The following is a 15,737-nucleotide window of genomic DNA, read 5'->3' as shown; positions in this document are numbered from 1 at the left end:
CTTCCCGCCCTCCCAGAGCGTCAGGTCGGCGGGGGCGCCGGGGCGGATGAGGCCGTGTTCGTGCCAGCCGGCGGCCAGGGCGGCGCCGCGGGTGAAGGCCCAGAGGGTTTCCTCCTCGGTGAGGGACTGGGCGGGGTTGACGGGGTTGTGCAGGGCGGCCCGGATCCCGGCCTCGAGGTCGGGCGGGGCGACCGGGGCGTCGGAGCCGAAGGCCATGGGCAGGCCGGTGTCCCACAGGTCGCGCAGGCGGAAGGCCTCGCGCTCCTTGCCGGGGAGGTGGTGGCGCACGAGGTCGGCGTCCTCGAGCGCGTGGATCGGCTGGATGGAGAGGGCCATGGGCAGGCCCCTGAAGCGGGGCATTTCCTCGTCGCGCACGTGCTGGGCGTGCTCCATGCGGAGCGGGCGGGCGGCGGAGGCCAGGGGGGCGAGCTGGGCGTAGACCTCGAGCAGCCCCCGCACCGCCTGCGTCCCGATGGCGTGGGTCACCACCCCGAAGCCCGCCCTGAGCGCCGCCTCGCCCTGTTCGCGGATGTACTCCAGCGGGTCGAGCACGATGCCGTGGCCGCCGCCCGGGTAGGGCTCGACCATCCAGGCGGTGCGGCTGCCGAGCGCGCCGTCGGCGAAGAACTTGACCGCCGCGACCTCGAGCGAGTCCCCGCGCCAGCCGGGCCGCACCCCCTGCCAGTTGTCCTTGTCCATCGCCCACCACAGCCGCACCGGCAGCCGCCCGGAGCGGGCGAGTTCCTCGGGGTACTCCAGCGGGCACCAGCCCATGTGGTGGGTGGCGGTGTAGCCGCGGCGGGCCAGGTCGCGCAGGCCGCGCTCGAGGTCGGCCACGCTGCCCTTGGGCAGGATGCGGTGGATGTAGCCCTGGGCGGTCTCGAGCAGGTAGCCCGTGGGCTCGCCGTCCCCGTCGCGCACGAGAGCCCCGCCGCTGGGGTCGGGGGTCTCCCGCGTCACCCCGGCGAGCTCGAGCGCGCGGGTGTTGGCCCACCCCGAGTGCAGGTCGCGGCTGCGCAGGAAGACCGGGTGATCGGGCACCCGCTCGTCCAGGACCGACCGGTGCGGGTAGTGGTCGAAGAGGTAGCCCGCCCCGCGGACCCAGGTCCCCGGCGGCAGGCCCTTGGCCCGCTCCGCCACCCGCCGGGCCGCCTCACGCGGGTCGTGCACGCCCGAGAGGTCGAGCCGCTCGAGCTGCTCCCCCCACCCCAGCGGGTGCGTGTGCGCGTCGTGCAGCCCCGGCGTGACCCGCTCGAGCCGCGCCCGCTTGGCCCTGGGATACCGCGCCGCGAGGTCCTGCTCGAGCCCCACGTCGGCGACGCGGTCGCCCTCGAGGTACACCGCCTGCGCCCGCCCCGCCTCGGTCATGGTCCAGACGTCTGCGATGAGTAGCATGGGGATCAGTTTATCGGGTGACGGGAAGCGGTAAGCCATCAGCGGTCAGCTATCAGCCGTCAGCACAAGGCCCATGGCGTGTGGGGGCATCCCCCCGGCCCCCCTTGCCAAGGGGGTAAAGAGCGTTTTGCGTTTTGCGTTTTGTGTTTTGCGTTTTGCGTTTGGCGTTTTGCGTTTTGTGTTTTGCGTTTTGCGTTTGGCGTTTTGCGTTTGGCGTTTTGCGTTTGGCGTTTTGCGTTTGGCGTTTGGCGTCTTGCGTCTGGCGTCTAGCGTTCGGCGTTCGGCGTACGACGTACGACGTAGGACGTAGGACGTAGGACGTAGGACGTACGACGCACGACCCGCGCCCGGCCACCGGCCACCAGCCATCCCCCCTCCGCCCAAGGACCTACGACCCACCCCTCCCAGCGCCATATACTTTCCCCATGCCCCAGCGGCGCTACCTCTACCACGGACGCATCCTCAACCTGGCTATCGAGGACGAGAAATTCGAGATCATCGAGCACAAGGACGCCGTGTGCGTCGTGGCCGAGCAGGGGGGGAAGATCCTCTTCGTGCGGCAGTACCGGCCCGCCGTCGGCAGCGACACCCTCGAGATCCCCGCCGGGCTCATCGAGGACGGGGAGGACCCCCTCGAGGCCGCCCGGCGCGAGCTGGCCGAGGAGACCCAGCTCACCGGCGACTTCAGCTACCTCAACAGCTTCTACGTCAGCCCGGGCTTCTGCGACGAGAAGCTCCACGTCTTCCGCGCCCGCGACCTGCGCCCGGCCTCGGGCACCCCCGACGACGACGAGGACATCACCGTCGAGTGGCACGACCCCCGCGAGGTGCTGGAGGGGGCTCGAGCGGGCCGCGTGCAGATCTCGGCCTCGGCCATGGCCGGCATCCTCTTCCACCTGAGCGCCTATGCTGCTGATCAATGACCCCCAAGACGCCCCGCCCGGCCCCAAGGTCGTGGCGGTGGGCAGCTTCGACGGCCTGCACCTGGGCCACCAGCACCTGCTCAAGCAGGCCCTGCAGGACGCGCACGCTGGGCTTCCCCACCGCCAACCTGCAGGTCTCGGCGATGAAGGTGCTGCCGCTGGGGGTGTACGCGGTGCGGGTGCAGACCCACGAGGGCGAATACGGCGCGGTGGCGAACGTGGGCTACCGGCCCACCGTGGACGGCCGGGCGCTGCGCTTCGAGGTGCACCTCTTCGACTTCGCCGGCGACCTCTACGGCCAGGAGCTCACCGTGGCCTTCCTGCACAAGATCCGCGACGAGATGAGGTTCGGCTCGCTCGAGGAGCTCAAAGCCCAGATCGCCCGCGACGCCCAGGCCGCTCGAGCCGCCCTCAGCCCGGCCTGAGAGGACGGGGCTTCAGGCCGAGGAGGGCGATAACGACCGACCGCACGCCGGTTTCATTAAGAAGATTTGCGTTACGGACGTTATCGCTGCGGCTTATCCGGTGGCCCTGCCCGGGGGGCTTAAGTATAATGTTCGCGCGAAGGAGGCAAACCATGCGTAAACCTGCTGTGTTGGGCATAATCGGTGCGGCTGTTTTGACCGCGTCCGCCCTGGCCGCCGATTTCATCACCTTCGGCTCGGGCTCCACCACCGGGGTGTACTTCCCCGTAGCCACCGGCATCTCCAAGCTCATCAACGATGCCAACATCGACGTTCGCGCCAACGCCCGCTCCACCGGCGGCAGCGTGTTCAACATCACCGCCATCGCCTCGGGCGAACTCCAGATGGCGCTGGTGCAAAACGACATCGCCTACTTCGCCTACAACGGCACCGGCATCGCCGCCTTCGACGGCAAGCCGGTCAAGTCGATCCGCAGCGTGGCGGTGCTCTACCCCGAGGTCATCCACGTCGTCACCCGCCGCGACTCCAAGATCACCTCCATCGGCGACCTCAAGGGCAAGCGCGTCATCGTGGGCGACGTGGGCTCGGGCACCGAGCAGAACACCCGCCACGTCCTCGAGGCCTACGGCCTGAGCTTCTCCGACCTCGGCCAGACCATCCGCGCCAGCGCCTCGGCCGGCATCACCCAGCTCCAGGAGGGCAAGGCCGACGCGATGTTCTACACCGTGGGCCTGGGCGCTTCCGCCATCCAGAACCTGGCCCTGACCACCCAGGTCAACCTCGTGCCCATCGACCCCGACAAGATCAAGGCCATGCAGAAGAAGTACCCCTTCTACGACCAGGTCGTCGTGCCCGGCAACACCTACAAGGGCGAGTCGGTGAGCACCATCACCGCGGCCGTGAAGTCGATGTGGGTCGCGGCCGAGTCCCTGAGCGCCGACGCGGTTTATAAGGTGCTCAAGGCCACCATCGGCAACGAGAAGGCCTTCAAGGAGATCCACCCCAACCTCGCCCGCTACTTCAGCACCAAGGGCGCGGTGCGGGGCCTGCCGGTGCCGCTGCACCCCGGCGCCGAGCGCTTCTACAAGGAGATCGGCGTCCTGAAGTAGCCCGCTCACCCCCGCGGGGACGGCATGGCCGTCCCCGTTTTTTTTCGGGTGCGAAGTGGGGCGAAATGGCGTATATTCTTCGGGTTATCCCTTGAAGGAGCTTTATGAGCGAGGTTGATAAAGCCCAACAACTTCTGCAAGAGGTCGAGTTCGGCGGACGCAAGCCCCAGGGCTGGGTGCGCTGGCTGGTTCTGGGGCTGGCGGTGGGCTGGAGCCTGTTTCAGATGTACGCCACCTACGTGGGTACGCTGAACGAGCTGGTCTGGCGGGCCACCCACTTAGCCTTCGCCTTCGCTCTGGTGTTTCTGGTCTACCCCTTCGGCAGGCGCAGCTCGAGGCGCCGCGTCCCCTGGTTCGACTGGATCCTGGGCGTCGTCGCGGTGGGCTCGGCGCTGTACGCGGTGTTCGAGTACCGGGGCATCCTCGAGGAGCGCGGCGGCTTCGGCAACCCCACCGACGTCCTGGTGGCCTCCTCCACCGTGGTCCTGCTGCTGCTGGCCGCCTGGCGGGCCATCGGGCCGGCCATGCCCGTCATCGCGGGGCTGTTCATGCTCTTCGCCCTCACCGGGCCCGCCGGGCTGATCAAGCTCGAGCTGCCCGGCATCCTGGGCGAGCTGCACGCCGGGGCCACCTGGCGCTCCTTGATGAACCAGCTCTTCATGAACACCAACGACTCCATCTGGGGCACCCCCATCGGGGTCTCGGCGGAGACGGTGTTCGTGTTCGTGCTCTTCGGGGCGCTGCTCGACCGCGCGGGGGCCGGGCAGTTCTTCACCGACCTGGCCTACAGCCTGCTGGGCGGGGTGCGCGGCGGCCCCGCCAAGGCCTCCATCATCGCCTCGGCGCTCAACGGCATCGTCTCGGGCTCGTCGGTGTCGAACGTGGTGACCGGCGGCAACTTCACCATCTCGACCATGATCCGCGCGGGCTACACCCGCGAGAAGGCCGGGGCCATCGAGGTGGCGTCTTCCTCCAACGGCCAGCTCATGCCCCCGGTGATGGGCGCGGCGGCCTTCATCATGGCCGACCTGCTGGGCGTGCCCTACCCCCAGATCATCCTCTTCGCCATCCTGCCCGCCATCCTGGCCTACGGCTCGCTGCTGGTGGTGGCCGACCTCGAGGCCGCCAAGCTGGGCCTGCGCGGGATGCCCCGCAGCGAACTCCCCGACTTCGGCAAGACCCTGCGCGGCGGGCTGCACTACCTGCTGGTGCTGGCCTTCCTGCTGTACTGCCTGCTCTTCGACGACCCCTTCCGCGCCGGGATCAACGGCCCCCTCACCCCCAACACCTCCGCGCTCTACACGGTCTTCGTGCTGATGGGCGTGATCGTGCTGCAGGAGCTCTACCGGGGCTGGCGCGGCAACGACCTGCTGCTGGGCCTGCGCTCGGGTGGGCAGATGATCGTGGAGGGGCTCGAGAACGGCGCGCGCAACATGGTGGGCATCGCCGTCGCCACCGCCGTGGCCGGGATCATCGTGGGCGTGGTGCTCATCACCAACGTGGGCACCGGCCTGGCCGACATCATGCGCACGCTGTCCTTCGGCAACTTCATCGCCGCGCTGGTGCTGGCGCAGCTCATCAGCCTCTTCCTGGGCATGGGCGTGCCCACCACCGCCAACTACATCATCATGGCGACGCTGATCGCGCCCACGCTGTTCAAGCTGGGCACCGAGGCCGGGCTCGACTACGGCAGCCTCAGCTTCGGCACCAGCGAGGTCGCCATCCTGCTGATCTGCATCAACTTCTTCGCCTTCTACTTCGGCATCATGGCCGACTCCACCCCGCCCGTGGCGCTGGCGGCCTACGCCGCCGCCGCCATCTCCAAGGGCGACCCCTTCAAGACCGGGGTACAGGGCTTCGTCTACGAGCTGCGCACCGCGCTGCTGGCCTACATGATCGTCTTCGACCCCAAGATCCTGCTCATCGGCGTCGGCAGCTTCGGCGAGGGCCTATGGATCGCGGCCTCGGCGCTGCTGGGCATGACGGCCTTCTCGGTGGCGACGATCGGCTACCTGGCGGGGAACGTGAACTGGCTGCTGCGGCTGGTGATGCTGGCCTCGGCGCTGCTGCTGGTCTCGAGCGGCTACGTCAGCGACCTCGTCGGCGTCGCGCTCTTCGCCGCCGTGTACCTGCTGCAGCGCTTCGTGCTGGGCCGCAGGCCCGCCCAGGGCTGAGCGATGCCCACCCCCGCCCTCCAGCGCTGGCTCGAGGCGCTGCTCGAGCCGCAGGCCCCGCTGCCGGAGCGCAGGCGGGGCTACTCGTGGCTCTACGCCGCCGGCGGCGCGGCCCAGGCGTTGCTGGCCGCGCTGGCCTACGGGCTGATGGGGCCGCTGGGGCCGGTGCCGGGCTGGGTGGGCGCGGTGTACCTGGGGATTGCCTTAGCCGCGTGGGCCTGGCTGCTGCGGCGTAAGCGGCTCGCCCGAGCCGGTAAGCAGAAAAGCCGCCACGCAGCGATGGCCCTGCTGGACGTGGCGGCGTTCTCGACCAGCCTCATGCTCGGCGCCCTGGCGCTGCGGGCCGAGCTGTGGCTGTGGGGCTCGCTGGTCGTGGCGTTCGGCCTGTCGGCCTACGCCGCCGGGCTAGCTGGCCTTCTGCGCCAGCTTGAGCAGCCGTGACCACCAGTGGGGCGAGGGGGCAGCCCCCGAGACCGGGGGCCGCAGGAGGCGGCGCAGTTCGGGCAGAACTTCACGGGCGCGCTCCTGGCCGAGTTCGAACAGCACGCCCGCCTGGGAGGCGTCGAAGGTGTCGATGGGGTGAGGCGGGTTGAGGCGCACGACGAGGTCGGCCTGGCCCAGCGCCAGCTCGACGAGACGCCGGCGCGAGGCCTCGCCGGCCTGGAGGGCGGCCTCGAGCGCCGTCTTGGGCTCGCTCCAGACGTAGGGGTTGGACACGTCGAAGGCCAGCACCGGCCCCAGCCCCAGGCTCTGCGCCGCCGTGACCGGCACCTTCTCGGCCACGTCGCCGTCAACGAGCACGCGCCCGTCGAGGCGCACCGGCGGGAAGATGCTGGGGATGGCGCTGCTGGCGCGGATGGCCTGGGCCAGCGACCCGGTGCGCAAAGGAACGAGCTCGCCGGTGTTGAAGTCGGCGGCCTGGATCACCAGCGGGATGGGGCTCTCCTCGATGTTCTTGGTGCCGAAGAGCCTCGACAGCCCCTCCTGGTAGTAGCGCCCCTCGGCCAGGGTGGGCTTGCGCAAAAATTCCATCACCCGCATCCAGTGGCGCAGCTTGCCGCTTTTTTGCAGGCGGTCGAGGTCGGGGTCGTAGAGGGTGTGCAGCACGAAGCTGGGCTCCAGGGGCAGGTCGAAGGCATAGATCGACGCGGCGAGCGCCCCCGCCGAGCTGCCCGCGATCCCCGCGATGGGAACGCCTTCATCGCGCAGAACCTTGAGCAAACCCAGATGGGCGACTCCCCGGACTCCACCTCCCCCAAGCGCAAGCACGACTCCCATACCCTCAGAGTAGGGGCAGCGGGTCAGTTCAGAATGAGAGCCTGGGATGCTTTGGCGATGGGTGGACGTCGATGGCCGGGCGCGGGTCGTGCGTCGTACGTCCTACGCCGTACGTCGTACGCAAAACGCAAGACGCAAAACGCCTTGTCACCCCCCTTAGCAAGGGGGGCCGGGGGGGATAAACCCTCCCCGCCGACGGAGAAAGGTCCACCACGGGCCACACGCCACTAGCCACAAGCTGACGGCTGATGGCTGACCGCTGAAAGCTGACCCCTCACCGCTTCTGGTAGCATGGTGCGGTGATTCCCCGGCTCGACGACGTTCCTGGCGTGCTCGGCGAGATTTGCCGCCGGCGGCTGGATGAGGTTTCGCGACGGCCTTATGGCTCCGTCCCCGACCTGGGCCAGACCCTGCCCTCTTTCTCCCGGGCGCTCGCCCTTCCCGGGCTCTCGCTGATCGCGGAGGTCAAGCGCAAGAGCCCTTCGCAGGGCGACATCGCGCCGCTGGACGCGCCCGCCGTGGCCCGCTCGTACGAGCAGGGGGGGGCGCGGGCGGTTAGCGTGCTCACCGAGCCGCACTACTTCGCCGGTTCGGACGAGGACCTGCGGGCCGTGCGGCGGGCGGTGGGGCTGCCGCTGCTGCGCAAGGACTTCACCGTGCACCCCTCACAGGTGCCGGAGGCGCGGGCGCTGGGGGCTTCGGCGGTGCTGCTGATCGTGGCGGCGCTGGGCGGGCTCACCGGGGACTACCTCGAGCTCGCCCGCCGCCACGGCCTCGAGGCGCTGGTGGAGGTCCACGACGAGCGCGAACTCGACCTCGCGCTCGAGGCCGGGGCCGAGATCGTGGGCGTCAACAACCGCGACCTGGTGAGCCTGAGGGTGAACATGGACACCGCCCCCCACCTGGGCGAGCGGGCGCGCTCGAAGGGCTTCACGGGCTTGCTCGTCGCCGAGTCGGGCTACAGCCGCCCCGAGGAACTGCGCCCGCTGGCCGGCCGCTTCGACGCGGTGCTGGTCGGCACCAGCCTGGCCCGCAGCGGCGACTGGCAAGGGGCCATCGAGGCCTTGATGGCCGACAGCCGCTGATACCAGATTCGGTCAGTCCGGCGCCGTTCGGCGGCGGACTGACAGGGCCGAAGGGAGTGCTCTGGGATTCAAAAAGATAGCCTCTGAGGGTCTTTGGTTCGGATGATTATCTTTTTGAATCCGGTATGACCCCCGGACGGCAGTGGCGGGAAGCTACAGGGCGTAGCTTCCCGCTCTCTTTCAGCGCCGGACCTGGATGCGGCCGATCCCACCGTTGATCTCGAGGTCCACCCGGTTGGCGGCCCCCTCGTAGTCGGGGCTCTCGTAGCGATCTTCCCCCCGGCGCACGAGGCCGTCGGGCAGGTCGAGGGCGCCGAGGCCCCGGTCGGCCTTGACCCGCAGGGCCACGCCCGCGGGCACCACCACCTCGATCTCGCCGACCCCGCCCGAGACGTCGGCCTCGAGCTTTCCCCGCTCGGGCAACTCCACGTAGACCCGGCCCACCCCGCTGTCGAGGTCGAGCTGTTCGACGCGGAGGAGGCGCAGGTTGAGCCGGGTCTCCCCCACCCCGGCGTTCACCCGCAGGTCGAGGGGCACGTCGGGGCTGAGGTTCACCTGCCAGCTCGAGCCCCGGTTGCCCGTCAGGCCGCGGGTGTTGCCCTGCGTCCGGTAGCTCACCCGCAGGGCATCGCCGTCGCGGCCGGTGTCGCGCTCGAGGCGCTCCCCCCGCAGCAGCCCGAGCTGGCCTTCGACCAGGTTGGGGCTGCCGGCGGGCAGCGCGCCGACCTCGAGGCGCGTCACGCTCGGGGAGAGCTCCACGCGGGCCTGCCGCGCGCCCTGGAGGGCCTCGCTCACCTGCTCCACGCCGCCGGGCGAGGCGGGCCGGAGGGCGTAGAACAGCACCAGCACCACGGCCAGCGCCGCGGTGCCCAGCAGGATGGGGCCGCGGTAACGGTTGTTGCGCCCCAGCAGGAAATCGAGCCCCACCGCGATGAGGATCAGCGGCCAGATCTGGCCGATGGCCCCCCACACGTCCCAGGAGAGCCAGCCCAGGTTCTGCAGCAGGAAGATCAGCCCTACCGCGATCAGAATGATGGCACCGACCATAAGCCCCTCCGGCTAGCGGTTGCGCTCCCGCAGGAGCAGGACCACACCCAGCCCGATCAGCAGCGCCGGCCACAACAAGTCGCCGTTGACGCGCAGCCAGCCCAGGTTGTCGAGCAGGAACCACGCGCCCACCAGCAGCAGGATCCAGCCCAGCGTGGCGCTGCTGCGCCCGCCCTGCACCATCTTGCGGGCCTCACCCCGTACCTCCTCGAAGCCCTGCCGCAGGGTGTCCTCCGAACCGGCGGGCGCGGCGCTGGCCTTGGGGATGACGATCCACAGGATCAGGTAGAGCACGAAGCCGCCCCCGCCGAACAGGGCCAGCAGCACGAACAGCGCCCGCACCAGGACGGGGTCGATGCTGAAGTACTCGGCCAGACCGCCGCAGACCCCGGCAATCACCTGGTCCTTCTCGCTGCGGTAGAGCTTTCGCGGTTCATTCATCGGGTTCCTCCGAGGCCGCTCCTTCAGCGCGGCCATCCCCGGGCCGGGGGAAGCCAGCACCTCCCCCGGCCGGGTCGGGCGTCACTTTTCCAGCAACTTCGTGTCGCCTGGCTTGCGGTTGCGCCACAACAGGTAGGCCCCGCCCGCGATCATCGCCAGCGGGAGCAGCACCTCGAAAACCCCCGTGAACCACCCCATCGTCAGCAGGGTCAGCAGGCCGGTCCCGAGCGCCGGGAAGATGGCCCAGCGCTGGCCGAGGGCGAAAACGGCGGCGAAGGTGATGGTCAGGCCCACGAAGAACACGGTCCCCCCGTCGACCCAGCGGCTCTCGCCGATGGCCGCCACCACCGCCAGGGTGAGCAGGGTGCCCGCCGGGATGACGGCCCACCAGTTTTCCCGCCGGTAGAGGTAGACGCCGAGGAAGCCCAGCCCGATGGCCCCCAGGAACAGCGTCCCGCCCAGGCTGCCCATCTGCTCGCCGAAGCCGATGAGGGCGCTGATCGCCAGAAGCACGAAGCCGGGGATCAGGGCCCAGGGACGGGTGCGGTCCTGCAGGAAGTAGACCACGAACCCCAGCCCCGCCCCGGCGAAGACCAGCGCGATGAGGGTTTCGCTGATGTAAATGCCCATGCTTTGCAGCAGGAACAGCAGGCCCAGCCCTACCAGCACGAGCCCGATAATTGGTCTGGAATTCTTGTCTGACATGTTGCCCTCCTCGAGGCCATAGTAGTCCCTGCGGGGTGGACTTTCCTCCATCGAAAGTCATAGCCGGGGCATGACTTTCGTCACGGCCAAGCCCCCGGCGCCCTCCCGCCCGCGAAAGCCCCGGTTTCGCGCTATTGCACGGAGCCTGACGCTTTTTGGCCCCGCACGTGAAAAACGTATAATACGCCACGGTTGAGGCCATACCCTCACAGCGTTTTAGGAGGCAACGGTGAATCTACACGAGTATCAGGCCAAAGAGATCCTGGCGAAATACGGCATCCCGGTCCCCCCCGGCAAGATCGCCTACACCGCCGACGAAGCCAAGCAGATCGCTACCGAGTTCGGGGACATGGTGGTGATCAAGGCCCAGGTGCACACCGGCGGCCGAGGCAAGGCGGGCGGCGTGAAGCTGGCTAAAACCCCCGAGGAGGCCCGCGAGAAGGCCAGCCAGATCCTGGGGCTCAACATCAAGGGCTTCATCACCAAGAAAGTCCTGGTGGCCAAAGCCGTCGACATCGCCAAGGAGTACTACGCCGGCCTCATCCTCGACCGCGTGACCCAGCGCGTGGTGCTGATGCTCTCCAAGGAAGGGGGCGTGGACATCGAAGAGGTGGCCGCCGCCCGCCCCTACGCCATCATCAAGCACCCCATTGACCCCCACAAGGGCCTGCGGCCCTTCGAGGCGCGCGCGCTGGTCAAGCGGGCCGGCCTCGAGGGCAACCTCAACAAGCTGGCCCAGATCCTCGTGCAGCTCTACCAGGCCTACGAGGGCATCGACGCCTCGACGGCCGAGATCAACCCGCTGGTGATCACCACCGGCGGCGACGTGGTGGCCGCCGACGCCAAGATCGTCCTCGACGACAACGCCCTCTACCGCCACCCCGAACTCTCCCGGCTTCGCGAGGCCGAGGCCGAGCACCCCCTCGAGGTCGAAGCCTCCAACTACGGCTTCGCCTACGTCAAGCTCGACGGCAACGTGGGCATCATCGGCAACGGCGCCGGGCTGGTGATGTACACCCTCGACCTCGTGCAGCGCGTCGGGGGCAAGGCCGCCAACTTCCTCGACATCGGCGGCGGGGCCAAGGCCGACGTGGTGTACAACGCGCTCAAGGTGGTGCTCAAGGACCCCGACGTCAAGGGCGTGTTCATCAACATCTTCGGCGGGATCACCCGCGCCGACGAGGTCGCCAAGGGCGTGATCCGGGCCATGGACGAGGGCATTCTCACCAAGCCCGTCGCCATGCGCGTCGCCGGGACCGCCGAGGAGGAGGCCAAGACGCTGCTCGAGGGCCGCCCCATCTACATGTACCCCACCTCCGTCGACGCCGCCAAGGCCGTCGTCGCGATGACCGGAGGGCAGGGCTGAAGGCAAAAGGCACGAAAGGTGAAAAGGTCAAAAGCGAAAACGGCAACCCCTACCCCTGCTTTTCACCTCTTTACCCTTTGCCCTTCTGACCCTATGTGTCTTTTCGGAGGTTTCGCGTGAGCATCCTTGTCAATAAGAACACTCGAGTTCTCGTGCAGGGCATCACCGGGCGCGAGGGCGCTTTCCACACCGAGCAGATGATCAAGGCCGGCACCCAGGTCGTCGCCGGCATGACCCCCGGCAAGGGCGGCCAGACCGCGCAGGGCATCCCGGTCTACGACACCGTCAAAGAAGCGGCCAACCACCACCACATCGACGCCTCGATCATCTTCGTGCCCGCGCCCGGCGCGGCCGACGCGGCGCTCGAGGCCGCCCACGCCGGCATCCCGCTGGTGGTGCTCATCACCGAGGGCATCCCCACCATGGACATGGTCAAGGCGGTGGCCGAGATCAAGGCCATGGGCAACGTGCGCCTCATCGGCGGCAACTGCCCCGGCCTCATCACCCCCGGCGAGTGCAAGCTGGGCATCATGCCCGCCAACGTCTTCAAGCGCGGCCGGGTGGGCCTCATCAGCCGCTCGGGCACCGTGACCTACGAGACCGCCAAGGCCCTCTCCGACGCGGGCTACGGCATCTCGACCTGCATCGGCATCGGCGGCGACCCCATCATCGGCACCACCTTCAAGGACCTGCTGCCGATGTTCAACGACGACCCCGAGACCGAGGCCGTGGTGGTGTGCGGCGAGATCGGCGGCTCCGACGAGGAGGACGCGGCCGAGTACATCAAGGCCCACATGAAGAAGCCGGTGGTGGGCTTCATCGGCGGGCGCAGCGCGCCCAAGGGCAAGAAGATGGGCCACGCCGGGGCCATCATCATGGGCAACGTGGGCACGCCCGAGTCCAAGCTGGCCGCCTTCGCGGCGGCGGGCGTCCCGGTGGCCGACACCATCGACGAGATCGTCGAGCTGGTGCGGGCCAAGCTGGGCTGATCCGAGCACTTCAAAACCAAGGGGCAGCTCCGCGGAGCTGCCCCTTGGCTCATTGGGTCCTGCTCGCCACCCGAACGGGCAGGTCAATGACCAACGACCGCTGCGAGAAGGTGTTGCGCACCTCGAGCCGCGCGCGGTAAGCCCCCGGCGGGGTGCCGGGCGGGATGTCGAGCACGAACACGGGGCGTACCGTGCTGCGGAAGCGGGTCTGGGTGAAGCGGTAGGTGCCCTCGGGCTCCTCCTCGAACCAGACCTCGCGGCCGAGGGGCTCGAGGGTGCCCAGCGGCGTCTGGAGCCCGGCCCTCCACCCCGGCGGCGCGCTCAGGGTGCTGGCCTCGAAAAAGGGCAGCGAGAAGACGCGCTCCCGCGTCGGGCCCGGCGAGGGCAGCGAGGCGTAATTCCCCTGCTCCAGCTTCTCCCGGAAGACCTCGGCCGGGGCCCGCCAGACCGTCTGGCCGTCGTAGACCTGGCTCACCCGCTGCGTCACCAGCCGCCAGGTCCGCTCCTCGGGCGTGGGGTTGGCCGGGTCGCGGGGACGTTTGCGGAATTCGACCAGCAGCACCCGCCACTCGGCCGGGTCGTAGGTCTGGGAGAGGTACCAGGTCTTGCCGGGCTCGAGCACGGGGACAGGGCTAGCCGCCAGGTCCAGCGGGGCGTAGACGGAATTGCCGTAAGTGCTGGGGATGCACCCGCTCAAGGCCAGGAGCGCCCCTGCCGACGCAGCCGGAATGAGCCACCGCCTCTTGGGAATTTTCATTGTCACCATCGCCTTTCAGCCCCGTGATACTACGGCTGGCCCTGAGTTGGCTGAGATGGTCATTTTTGGCAGAGCCCCCCGTTCGGCTGCGCTACCCTGGGCCAACAAAGGAGGCGATGAATGGTCTGGACGGTCCTGGCGGTCCTGGCGTTCGTGGCGGTGGCGGCGATGATGGTGCGGCGCTCGATGGGGCACATGCAGGCCATCCACCGCGAAGCCCTCAACCCCTACCACACCGCGGTGGTCGTGGTCACGGACGACGAGCCCAAGCGCTGAGGGTAGAAGTCGTCGCCGGTCAACCTCTCAGGCGACTGGCGCGTGCACTCATACCGGATAGGCGGGCCCGCGGGCCCGCCTTCTTCTAGGCGAAGCGCGTGCGCAGCAGGGCGGCCGCGTCGGCGAGCTCGAGCAGCCCCTCCAGCCGCACCCCCACCTCGACGCCCTGCTGGGCCAGGTAGGGCAGCACCTGTTCGGTGCTGAGGTTGCCCACCAGGTCGTCCCCGGCGAAGGGACAACCCCCGATGCCGCCCAGGGCGCCCTCGAGCCAGCGCACCCCGCTGGCGAGCACGGCATCGACCTTCTCGAGCGTACCCTCGGGCCTGGAGTGCAGGTGCGCCCCGATGCCCTCGGGCCCGAAGGCCCCGACCACCGCCCGCAGGGTCTGGCCGATGACCGCGGCGCTCGCCACGCCGTAGGTGTCGGCCAGGGCGATCTCACGGATGCCCATCTCCCGCAGGCGGCCCACGAACTCCACCGGGAGCTCGGGGCTCCAGGGGTCGCCGTAGGGGTTGCCGAAGCCCATCGAAAGGTGCACGACGAAGTTGAGCCGCCCTGCGGCCAGGTCGCGCAGGCGGGCCACCTGATCCCAAGAGTCGGCGACGGTCTTGCCCACGTTCTTGAGCTGGAAGGTCTCGCTGACCGAGAAGGGATAGCCCACGCTGGTCACGTTGGGGGCGGCCAGGGCCCGCTCCAGGCCCTTCTCGTTGGCAACGATCACCAGGTACTCGTGCCCTCGGGGCGGGGGCAGCTCGGCCAGCACGGCCTCGGCGTCGGCGTGCTGCGGCACCCACTTCGGCGAGACGAAGCTGGTGAGGTCGAGGTGGCGGAAACCCGCCTCGAGCAAGCGGCTCAGGTAGGCGACTTTTTCGGCGGTGGGGATGAACCCCGCGAAACCCTGCCACGAATCCCTAGGACACTCCACCCATTTCATTTTTCACCCTCACGGCAACGCCGGGTTATCGTACCGCGCGATGCCGTCGGGTTGCACCACGTAGAGCTCGCCAGGGCGGGGCAGCCCCCGCGCGAAGAAGTGCCGCAGCATCCGGCGGATGAGCTCGCCGTCGGTCACGTCGGGGTGCAGCACGATGCGCCCGTTCCCCACCGGCAGCTTGATGGGGTCGCTGAAGTCGAGGTCGAGCGTGATGAGCACGCGCCGCTCGCGGTGGAGGTAGGCGTTGAGCGCCTCGTCCGAGCGGCCCGAAAGCCCCACGTCGCGCACCATCAGCACGTCGTGGCCCTCGGTGATCAGCCACCACAGCACCGTGGTGGGGATGTTCTCATCCAGCAAGATCTTCAGGGTCGTCATAGACGTTGAGCTGGATCCACTCGTAATTGCTCATGCGCGCGCCGTAGAGCAGCGCGGCCTGCACGTCCTCGGGGGTGAGGGGCGGGTACTCCTCGAGCACCTCCTGCACCGACAAACCCGCCGCCAGCGCCTCCAGGACGGTGTGCACGGCGATGCGGGTTCCTCTGATTCGGGGCCGACCACGGAGGATTTCGGGGTTGGAGTTGATGCGGGAAAGCAGAGCGTCGTGAGACCGGGCGCTGAGTTTCAAGAAAGCCTCCCCGACTTCCGCCTTACGCAAGCGCAGCCCGGGTCTCCGGTTCAGGCGTGGGAAGGATCGCGCTCTGAGCCGAAGACCCCGTGAGAACTAGCTCCGCTGGCGGGGGTCGTCTGTGTTCAGGATACCTGAAGTTGGGGAGGGAATACGGGAAAAGGTCACTAAGGGTCGAGGGTTGGTAGCCGAACGCCGATAGCCCATA

The 15,737-nt window shown here is 68.8% G+C and carries 18 protein-coding genes and 1 pseudogene; 10 read left to right on the top strand and 9 right to left on the bottom strand.

Features of this window, described 5'->3' with window-relative positions:
* The coding region (locus Mterra_RS02680; protein ID WP_147372516.1) for an amidohydrolase at positions 1-1,395 on the bottom strand (1,395 nt) is incomplete at its 3' end.
* 425 nt (positions 1,396-1,820) lie between these two features.
* Between Mterra_RS02680 and Mterra_RS02675 the strand changes: the two genes are divergently transcribed.
* The 6 genes and pseudogenes from Mterra_RS02675 (at position 1,821) to Mterra_RS02655 (ending at position 6,467) form a co-directional block, all read left to right on the top strand.
* Entirely contained in the window at positions 1,821-2,318 is a 498-nt protein-coding gene (locus tag Mterra_RS02675) for an NUDIX domain-containing protein (protein ID WP_119313752.1), read from the top strand.
* Positions 2,302-2,385 (top strand): annotated as a pseudogene (locus tag Mterra_RS23000) (hypothetical protein); the annotation flags it as partial. The gene Mterra_RS02675 and the pseudogene Mterra_RS23000, both read left to right, overlap by 17 nt.
* A 76-nt stretch (positions 2,386-2,461) precedes the next feature.
* Positions 2,462-2,743: a riboflavin kinase gene (locus Mterra_RS22995; RefSeq protein WP_245971495.1), complete on the top strand. Its 282-nt coding sequence runs from the start codon at positions 2,462-2,464 to the stop codon at positions 2,741-2,743.
* A 152-nt stretch (positions 2,744-2,895) separates the two neighbouring features.
* The gene (locus Mterra_RS02665; protein ID WP_119313751.1) at positions 2,896-3,852 is read left to right on the top strand and encodes a TAXI family TRAP transporter solute-binding subunit; all 957 of its coding nucleotides are present in this window, start codon (positions 2,896-2,898) and stop codon (positions 3,850-3,852) included.
* 104 nt (positions 3,853-3,956) lie between these two features.
* A complete protein-coding gene (locus Mterra_RS02660) occupies positions 3,957-6,026 on the top strand; it encodes a TRAP transporter permease (RefSeq protein ID WP_119313750.1) in 2,070 nt (689 codons plus the stop codon).
* A gap of 3 nt (positions 6,027-6,029) precedes the next feature.
* Positions 6,030-6,467, top strand: coding sequence for a hypothetical protein (locus tag Mterra_RS02655; protein WP_119313749.1), 438 nt, complete (start codon positions 6,030-6,032; stop codon positions 6,465-6,467).
* Here the strand turns inward: Mterra_RS02655 and Mterra_RS02650 are convergent.
* Positions 6,432-7,304, bottom strand: coding sequence for a patatin-like phospholipase family protein (locus tag Mterra_RS02650; protein WP_119313748.1), 873 nt, complete (start codon positions 7,302-7,304; stop codon positions 6,432-6,434). The genes Mterra_RS02655 and Mterra_RS02650 overlap by 36 nt on opposite strands.
* A gap of 299 nt (positions 7,305-7,603) precedes the next feature.
* Here Mterra_RS02650 and trpC point away from each other — a divergent pair, with 299 nt between their 5' ends.
* Positions 7,604-8,389, top strand: coding sequence for an indole-3-glycerol phosphate synthase TrpC (gene trpC / locus Mterra_RS02645; RefSeq protein WP_119313747.1), 786 nt, complete (start codon positions 7,604-7,606; stop codon positions 8,387-8,389).
* A 180-nt stretch (positions 8,390-8,569) separates the two neighbouring features.
* On the opposite strand, the gene Mterra_RS02640 is transcribed toward trpC, so the two are convergent.
* From Mterra_RS02640 to Mterra_RS02630, 3 genes are all read right to left on the bottom strand, one after another.
* Complete coding sequence (locus Mterra_RS02640; RefSeq protein WP_119313746.1) at positions 8,570-9,436, bottom strand: LiaI-LiaF-like domain-containing protein; 867 nt, start codon at positions 9,434-9,436, stop codon at positions 8,570-8,572.
* A gap of 12 nt (positions 9,437-9,448) precedes the next feature.
* Positions 9,449-9,877 (bottom strand): PspC domain-containing protein, encoded by a 429-nt coding sequence (locus Mterra_RS02635; RefSeq protein WP_027894147.1) that lies wholly within the window; start codon positions 9,875-9,877, stop codon positions 9,449-9,451.
* Positions 9,878-9,958: 81 nt separating this feature from the next.
* Entirely contained in the window at positions 9,959-10,582 is a 624-nt protein-coding gene (locus Mterra_RS02630) for a hypothetical protein (RefSeq protein WP_027894146.1), read from the bottom strand.
* A 229-nt stretch (positions 10,583-10,811) separates the two neighbouring features.
* Here Mterra_RS02630 and sucC point away from each other — a divergent pair, with 229 nt between their 5' ends.
* On the top strand, positions 10,812-11,948 hold the full coding sequence (sucC, locus tag Mterra_RS02625) for an ADP-forming succinate--CoA ligase subunit beta (RefSeq protein WP_027894145.1): 1,137 nt from the start codon (positions 10,812-10,814) through the stop codon (positions 11,946-11,948).
* Positions 11,949-12,064: 116 nt separating this feature from the next.
* Positions 12,065-12,937, top strand: a complete 873-nt coding sequence (gene sucD, locus Mterra_RS02620) for a succinate--CoA ligase subunit alpha (protein WP_027894144.1) — start codon at positions 12,065-12,067, stop codon at positions 12,935-12,937.
* A gap of 49 nt (positions 12,938-12,986) precedes the next feature.
* Here sucD and Mterra_RS02615 read toward each other — a convergent pair whose 3' ends face one another.
* The gene (locus tag Mterra_RS02615) at positions 12,987-13,694 is read right to left on the bottom strand and encodes a hypothetical protein (RefSeq protein ID WP_170159527.1); all 708 of its coding nucleotides are present in this window, start codon (positions 13,692-13,694) and stop codon (positions 12,987-12,989) included.
* A gap of 120 nt (positions 13,695-13,814) precedes the next feature.
* Between Mterra_RS02615 and Mterra_RS22135 the strand changes: the two genes are divergently transcribed.
* A complete protein-coding gene (locus Mterra_RS22135) occupies positions 13,815-13,970 on the top strand; it encodes a hypothetical protein (RefSeq protein ID WP_170159526.1) in 156 nt (51 codons plus the stop codon).
* Positions 13,971-14,055: 85 nt separating this feature from the next.
* Here Mterra_RS22135 and Mterra_RS02610 read toward each other — a convergent pair whose 3' ends face one another.
* Genes Mterra_RS02610 through Mterra_RS02600 form a run of 3 tightly spaced genes read right to left on the bottom strand, consistent with a single transcriptional unit; the run spans position 14,056 to position 15,529 of the window.
* Positions 14,056-14,904, bottom strand: coding sequence for a hydroxymethylglutaryl-CoA lyase (locus Mterra_RS02610; protein WP_119313744.1), 849 nt, complete (start codon positions 14,902-14,904; stop codon positions 14,056-14,058).
* Positions 14,905-14,913: 9 nt separating this feature from the next.
* On the bottom strand, positions 14,914-15,279 hold the full coding sequence (locus tag Mterra_RS02605) for a DUF5615 family PIN-like protein (RefSeq protein ID WP_176582502.1): 366 nt from the start codon (positions 15,277-15,279) through the stop codon (positions 14,914-14,916).
* Positions 15,251-15,529, bottom strand: a complete 279-nt coding sequence (locus tag Mterra_RS02600) for a DUF433 domain-containing protein (RefSeq protein ID WP_119313753.1) — start codon at positions 15,527-15,529, stop codon at positions 15,251-15,253. Before Mterra_RS02600 ends, Mterra_RS02605 begins: the two co-directional genes overlap by 29 nt.
* Between the last annotated feature and the right edge of the window lie 208 nt (positions 15,530-15,737).

Origin of the sequence: Calidithermus terrae (assembly GCF_003574345.1) — a bacterium.
GTDB classification, from domain to species: domain Bacteria; phylum Deinococcota; class Deinococci; order Deinococcales; family Thermaceae; genus Calidithermus; species Calidithermus chliarophilus.
The sequence above is the reverse complement of the archived record's forward strand: the minus strand, read 5'-3'. Positions and strand labels throughout refer to the sequence as shown.

Excerpts from the sequence above, each read along its gene's own strand:
- Mterra_RS02630 (WP_027894146.1), bottom strand. The coding sequence starts at position 10,582 with ATGTCAGACAAGAATTCCAGACCAATTATCGGGCTCGTGCTGGTAGGG.
- Mterra_RS02610 (WP_119313744.1), bottom strand. The coding sequence starts at position 14,904 with ATGAAATGGGTGGAGTGTCCTAGGGATTCGTGGCAGGGTTTCGCGGGG.
- Mterra_RS02655 (WP_119313749.1), top strand. The coding sequence starts at position 6,030 with ATGCCCACCCCCGCCCTCCAGCGCTGGCTCGAGGCGCTGCTCGAGCCG.
- Mterra_RS02675 (WP_119313752.1), top strand. The coding sequence starts at position 1,821 with ATGCCCCAGCGGCGCTACCTCTACCACGGACGCATCCTCAACCTGGCT.
- Mterra_RS02615 (WP_170159527.1), bottom strand. The coding sequence starts at position 13,694 with ATGAAAATTCCCAAGAGGCGGTGGCTCATTCCGGCTGCGTCGGCAGGG.
- Mterra_RS02605 (WP_176582502.1), bottom strand. The coding sequence starts at position 15,279 with ATGACGACCCTGAAGATCTTGCTGGATGAGAACATCCCCACCACGGTG.
- Mterra_RS02640 (WP_119313746.1), bottom strand. The coding sequence starts at position 9,436 with ATGGTCGGTGCCATCATTCTGATCGCGGTAGGGCTGATCTTCCTGCTG.
- Mterra_RS22995 (WP_245971495.1), top strand. The coding sequence starts at position 2,462 with ATGAAGGTGCTGCCGCTGGGGGTGTACGCGGTGCGGGTGCAGACCCAC.
- Mterra_RS02665 (WP_119313751.1), top strand. The coding sequence starts at position 2,896 with ATGCGTAAACCTGCTGTGTTGGGCATAATCGGTGCGGCTGTTTTGACC.
- Mterra_RS02650 (WP_119313748.1), bottom strand. The coding sequence starts at position 7,304 with ATGGGAGTCGTGCTTGCGCTTGGGGGAGGTGGAGTCCGGGGAGTCGCC.
- Mterra_RS22135 (WP_170159526.1), top strand. The coding sequence starts at position 13,815 with ATGGTCTGGACGGTCCTGGCGGTCCTGGCGTTCGTGGCGGTGGCGGCG.
- Mterra_RS02660 (WP_119313750.1), top strand. The coding sequence starts at position 3,957 with ATGAGCGAGGTTGATAAAGCCCAACAACTTCTGCAAGAGGTCGAGTTC.
- Mterra_RS02635 (WP_027894147.1), bottom strand. The coding sequence starts at position 9,877 with ATGAATGAACCGCGAAAGCTCTACCGCAGCGAGAAGGACCAGGTGATT.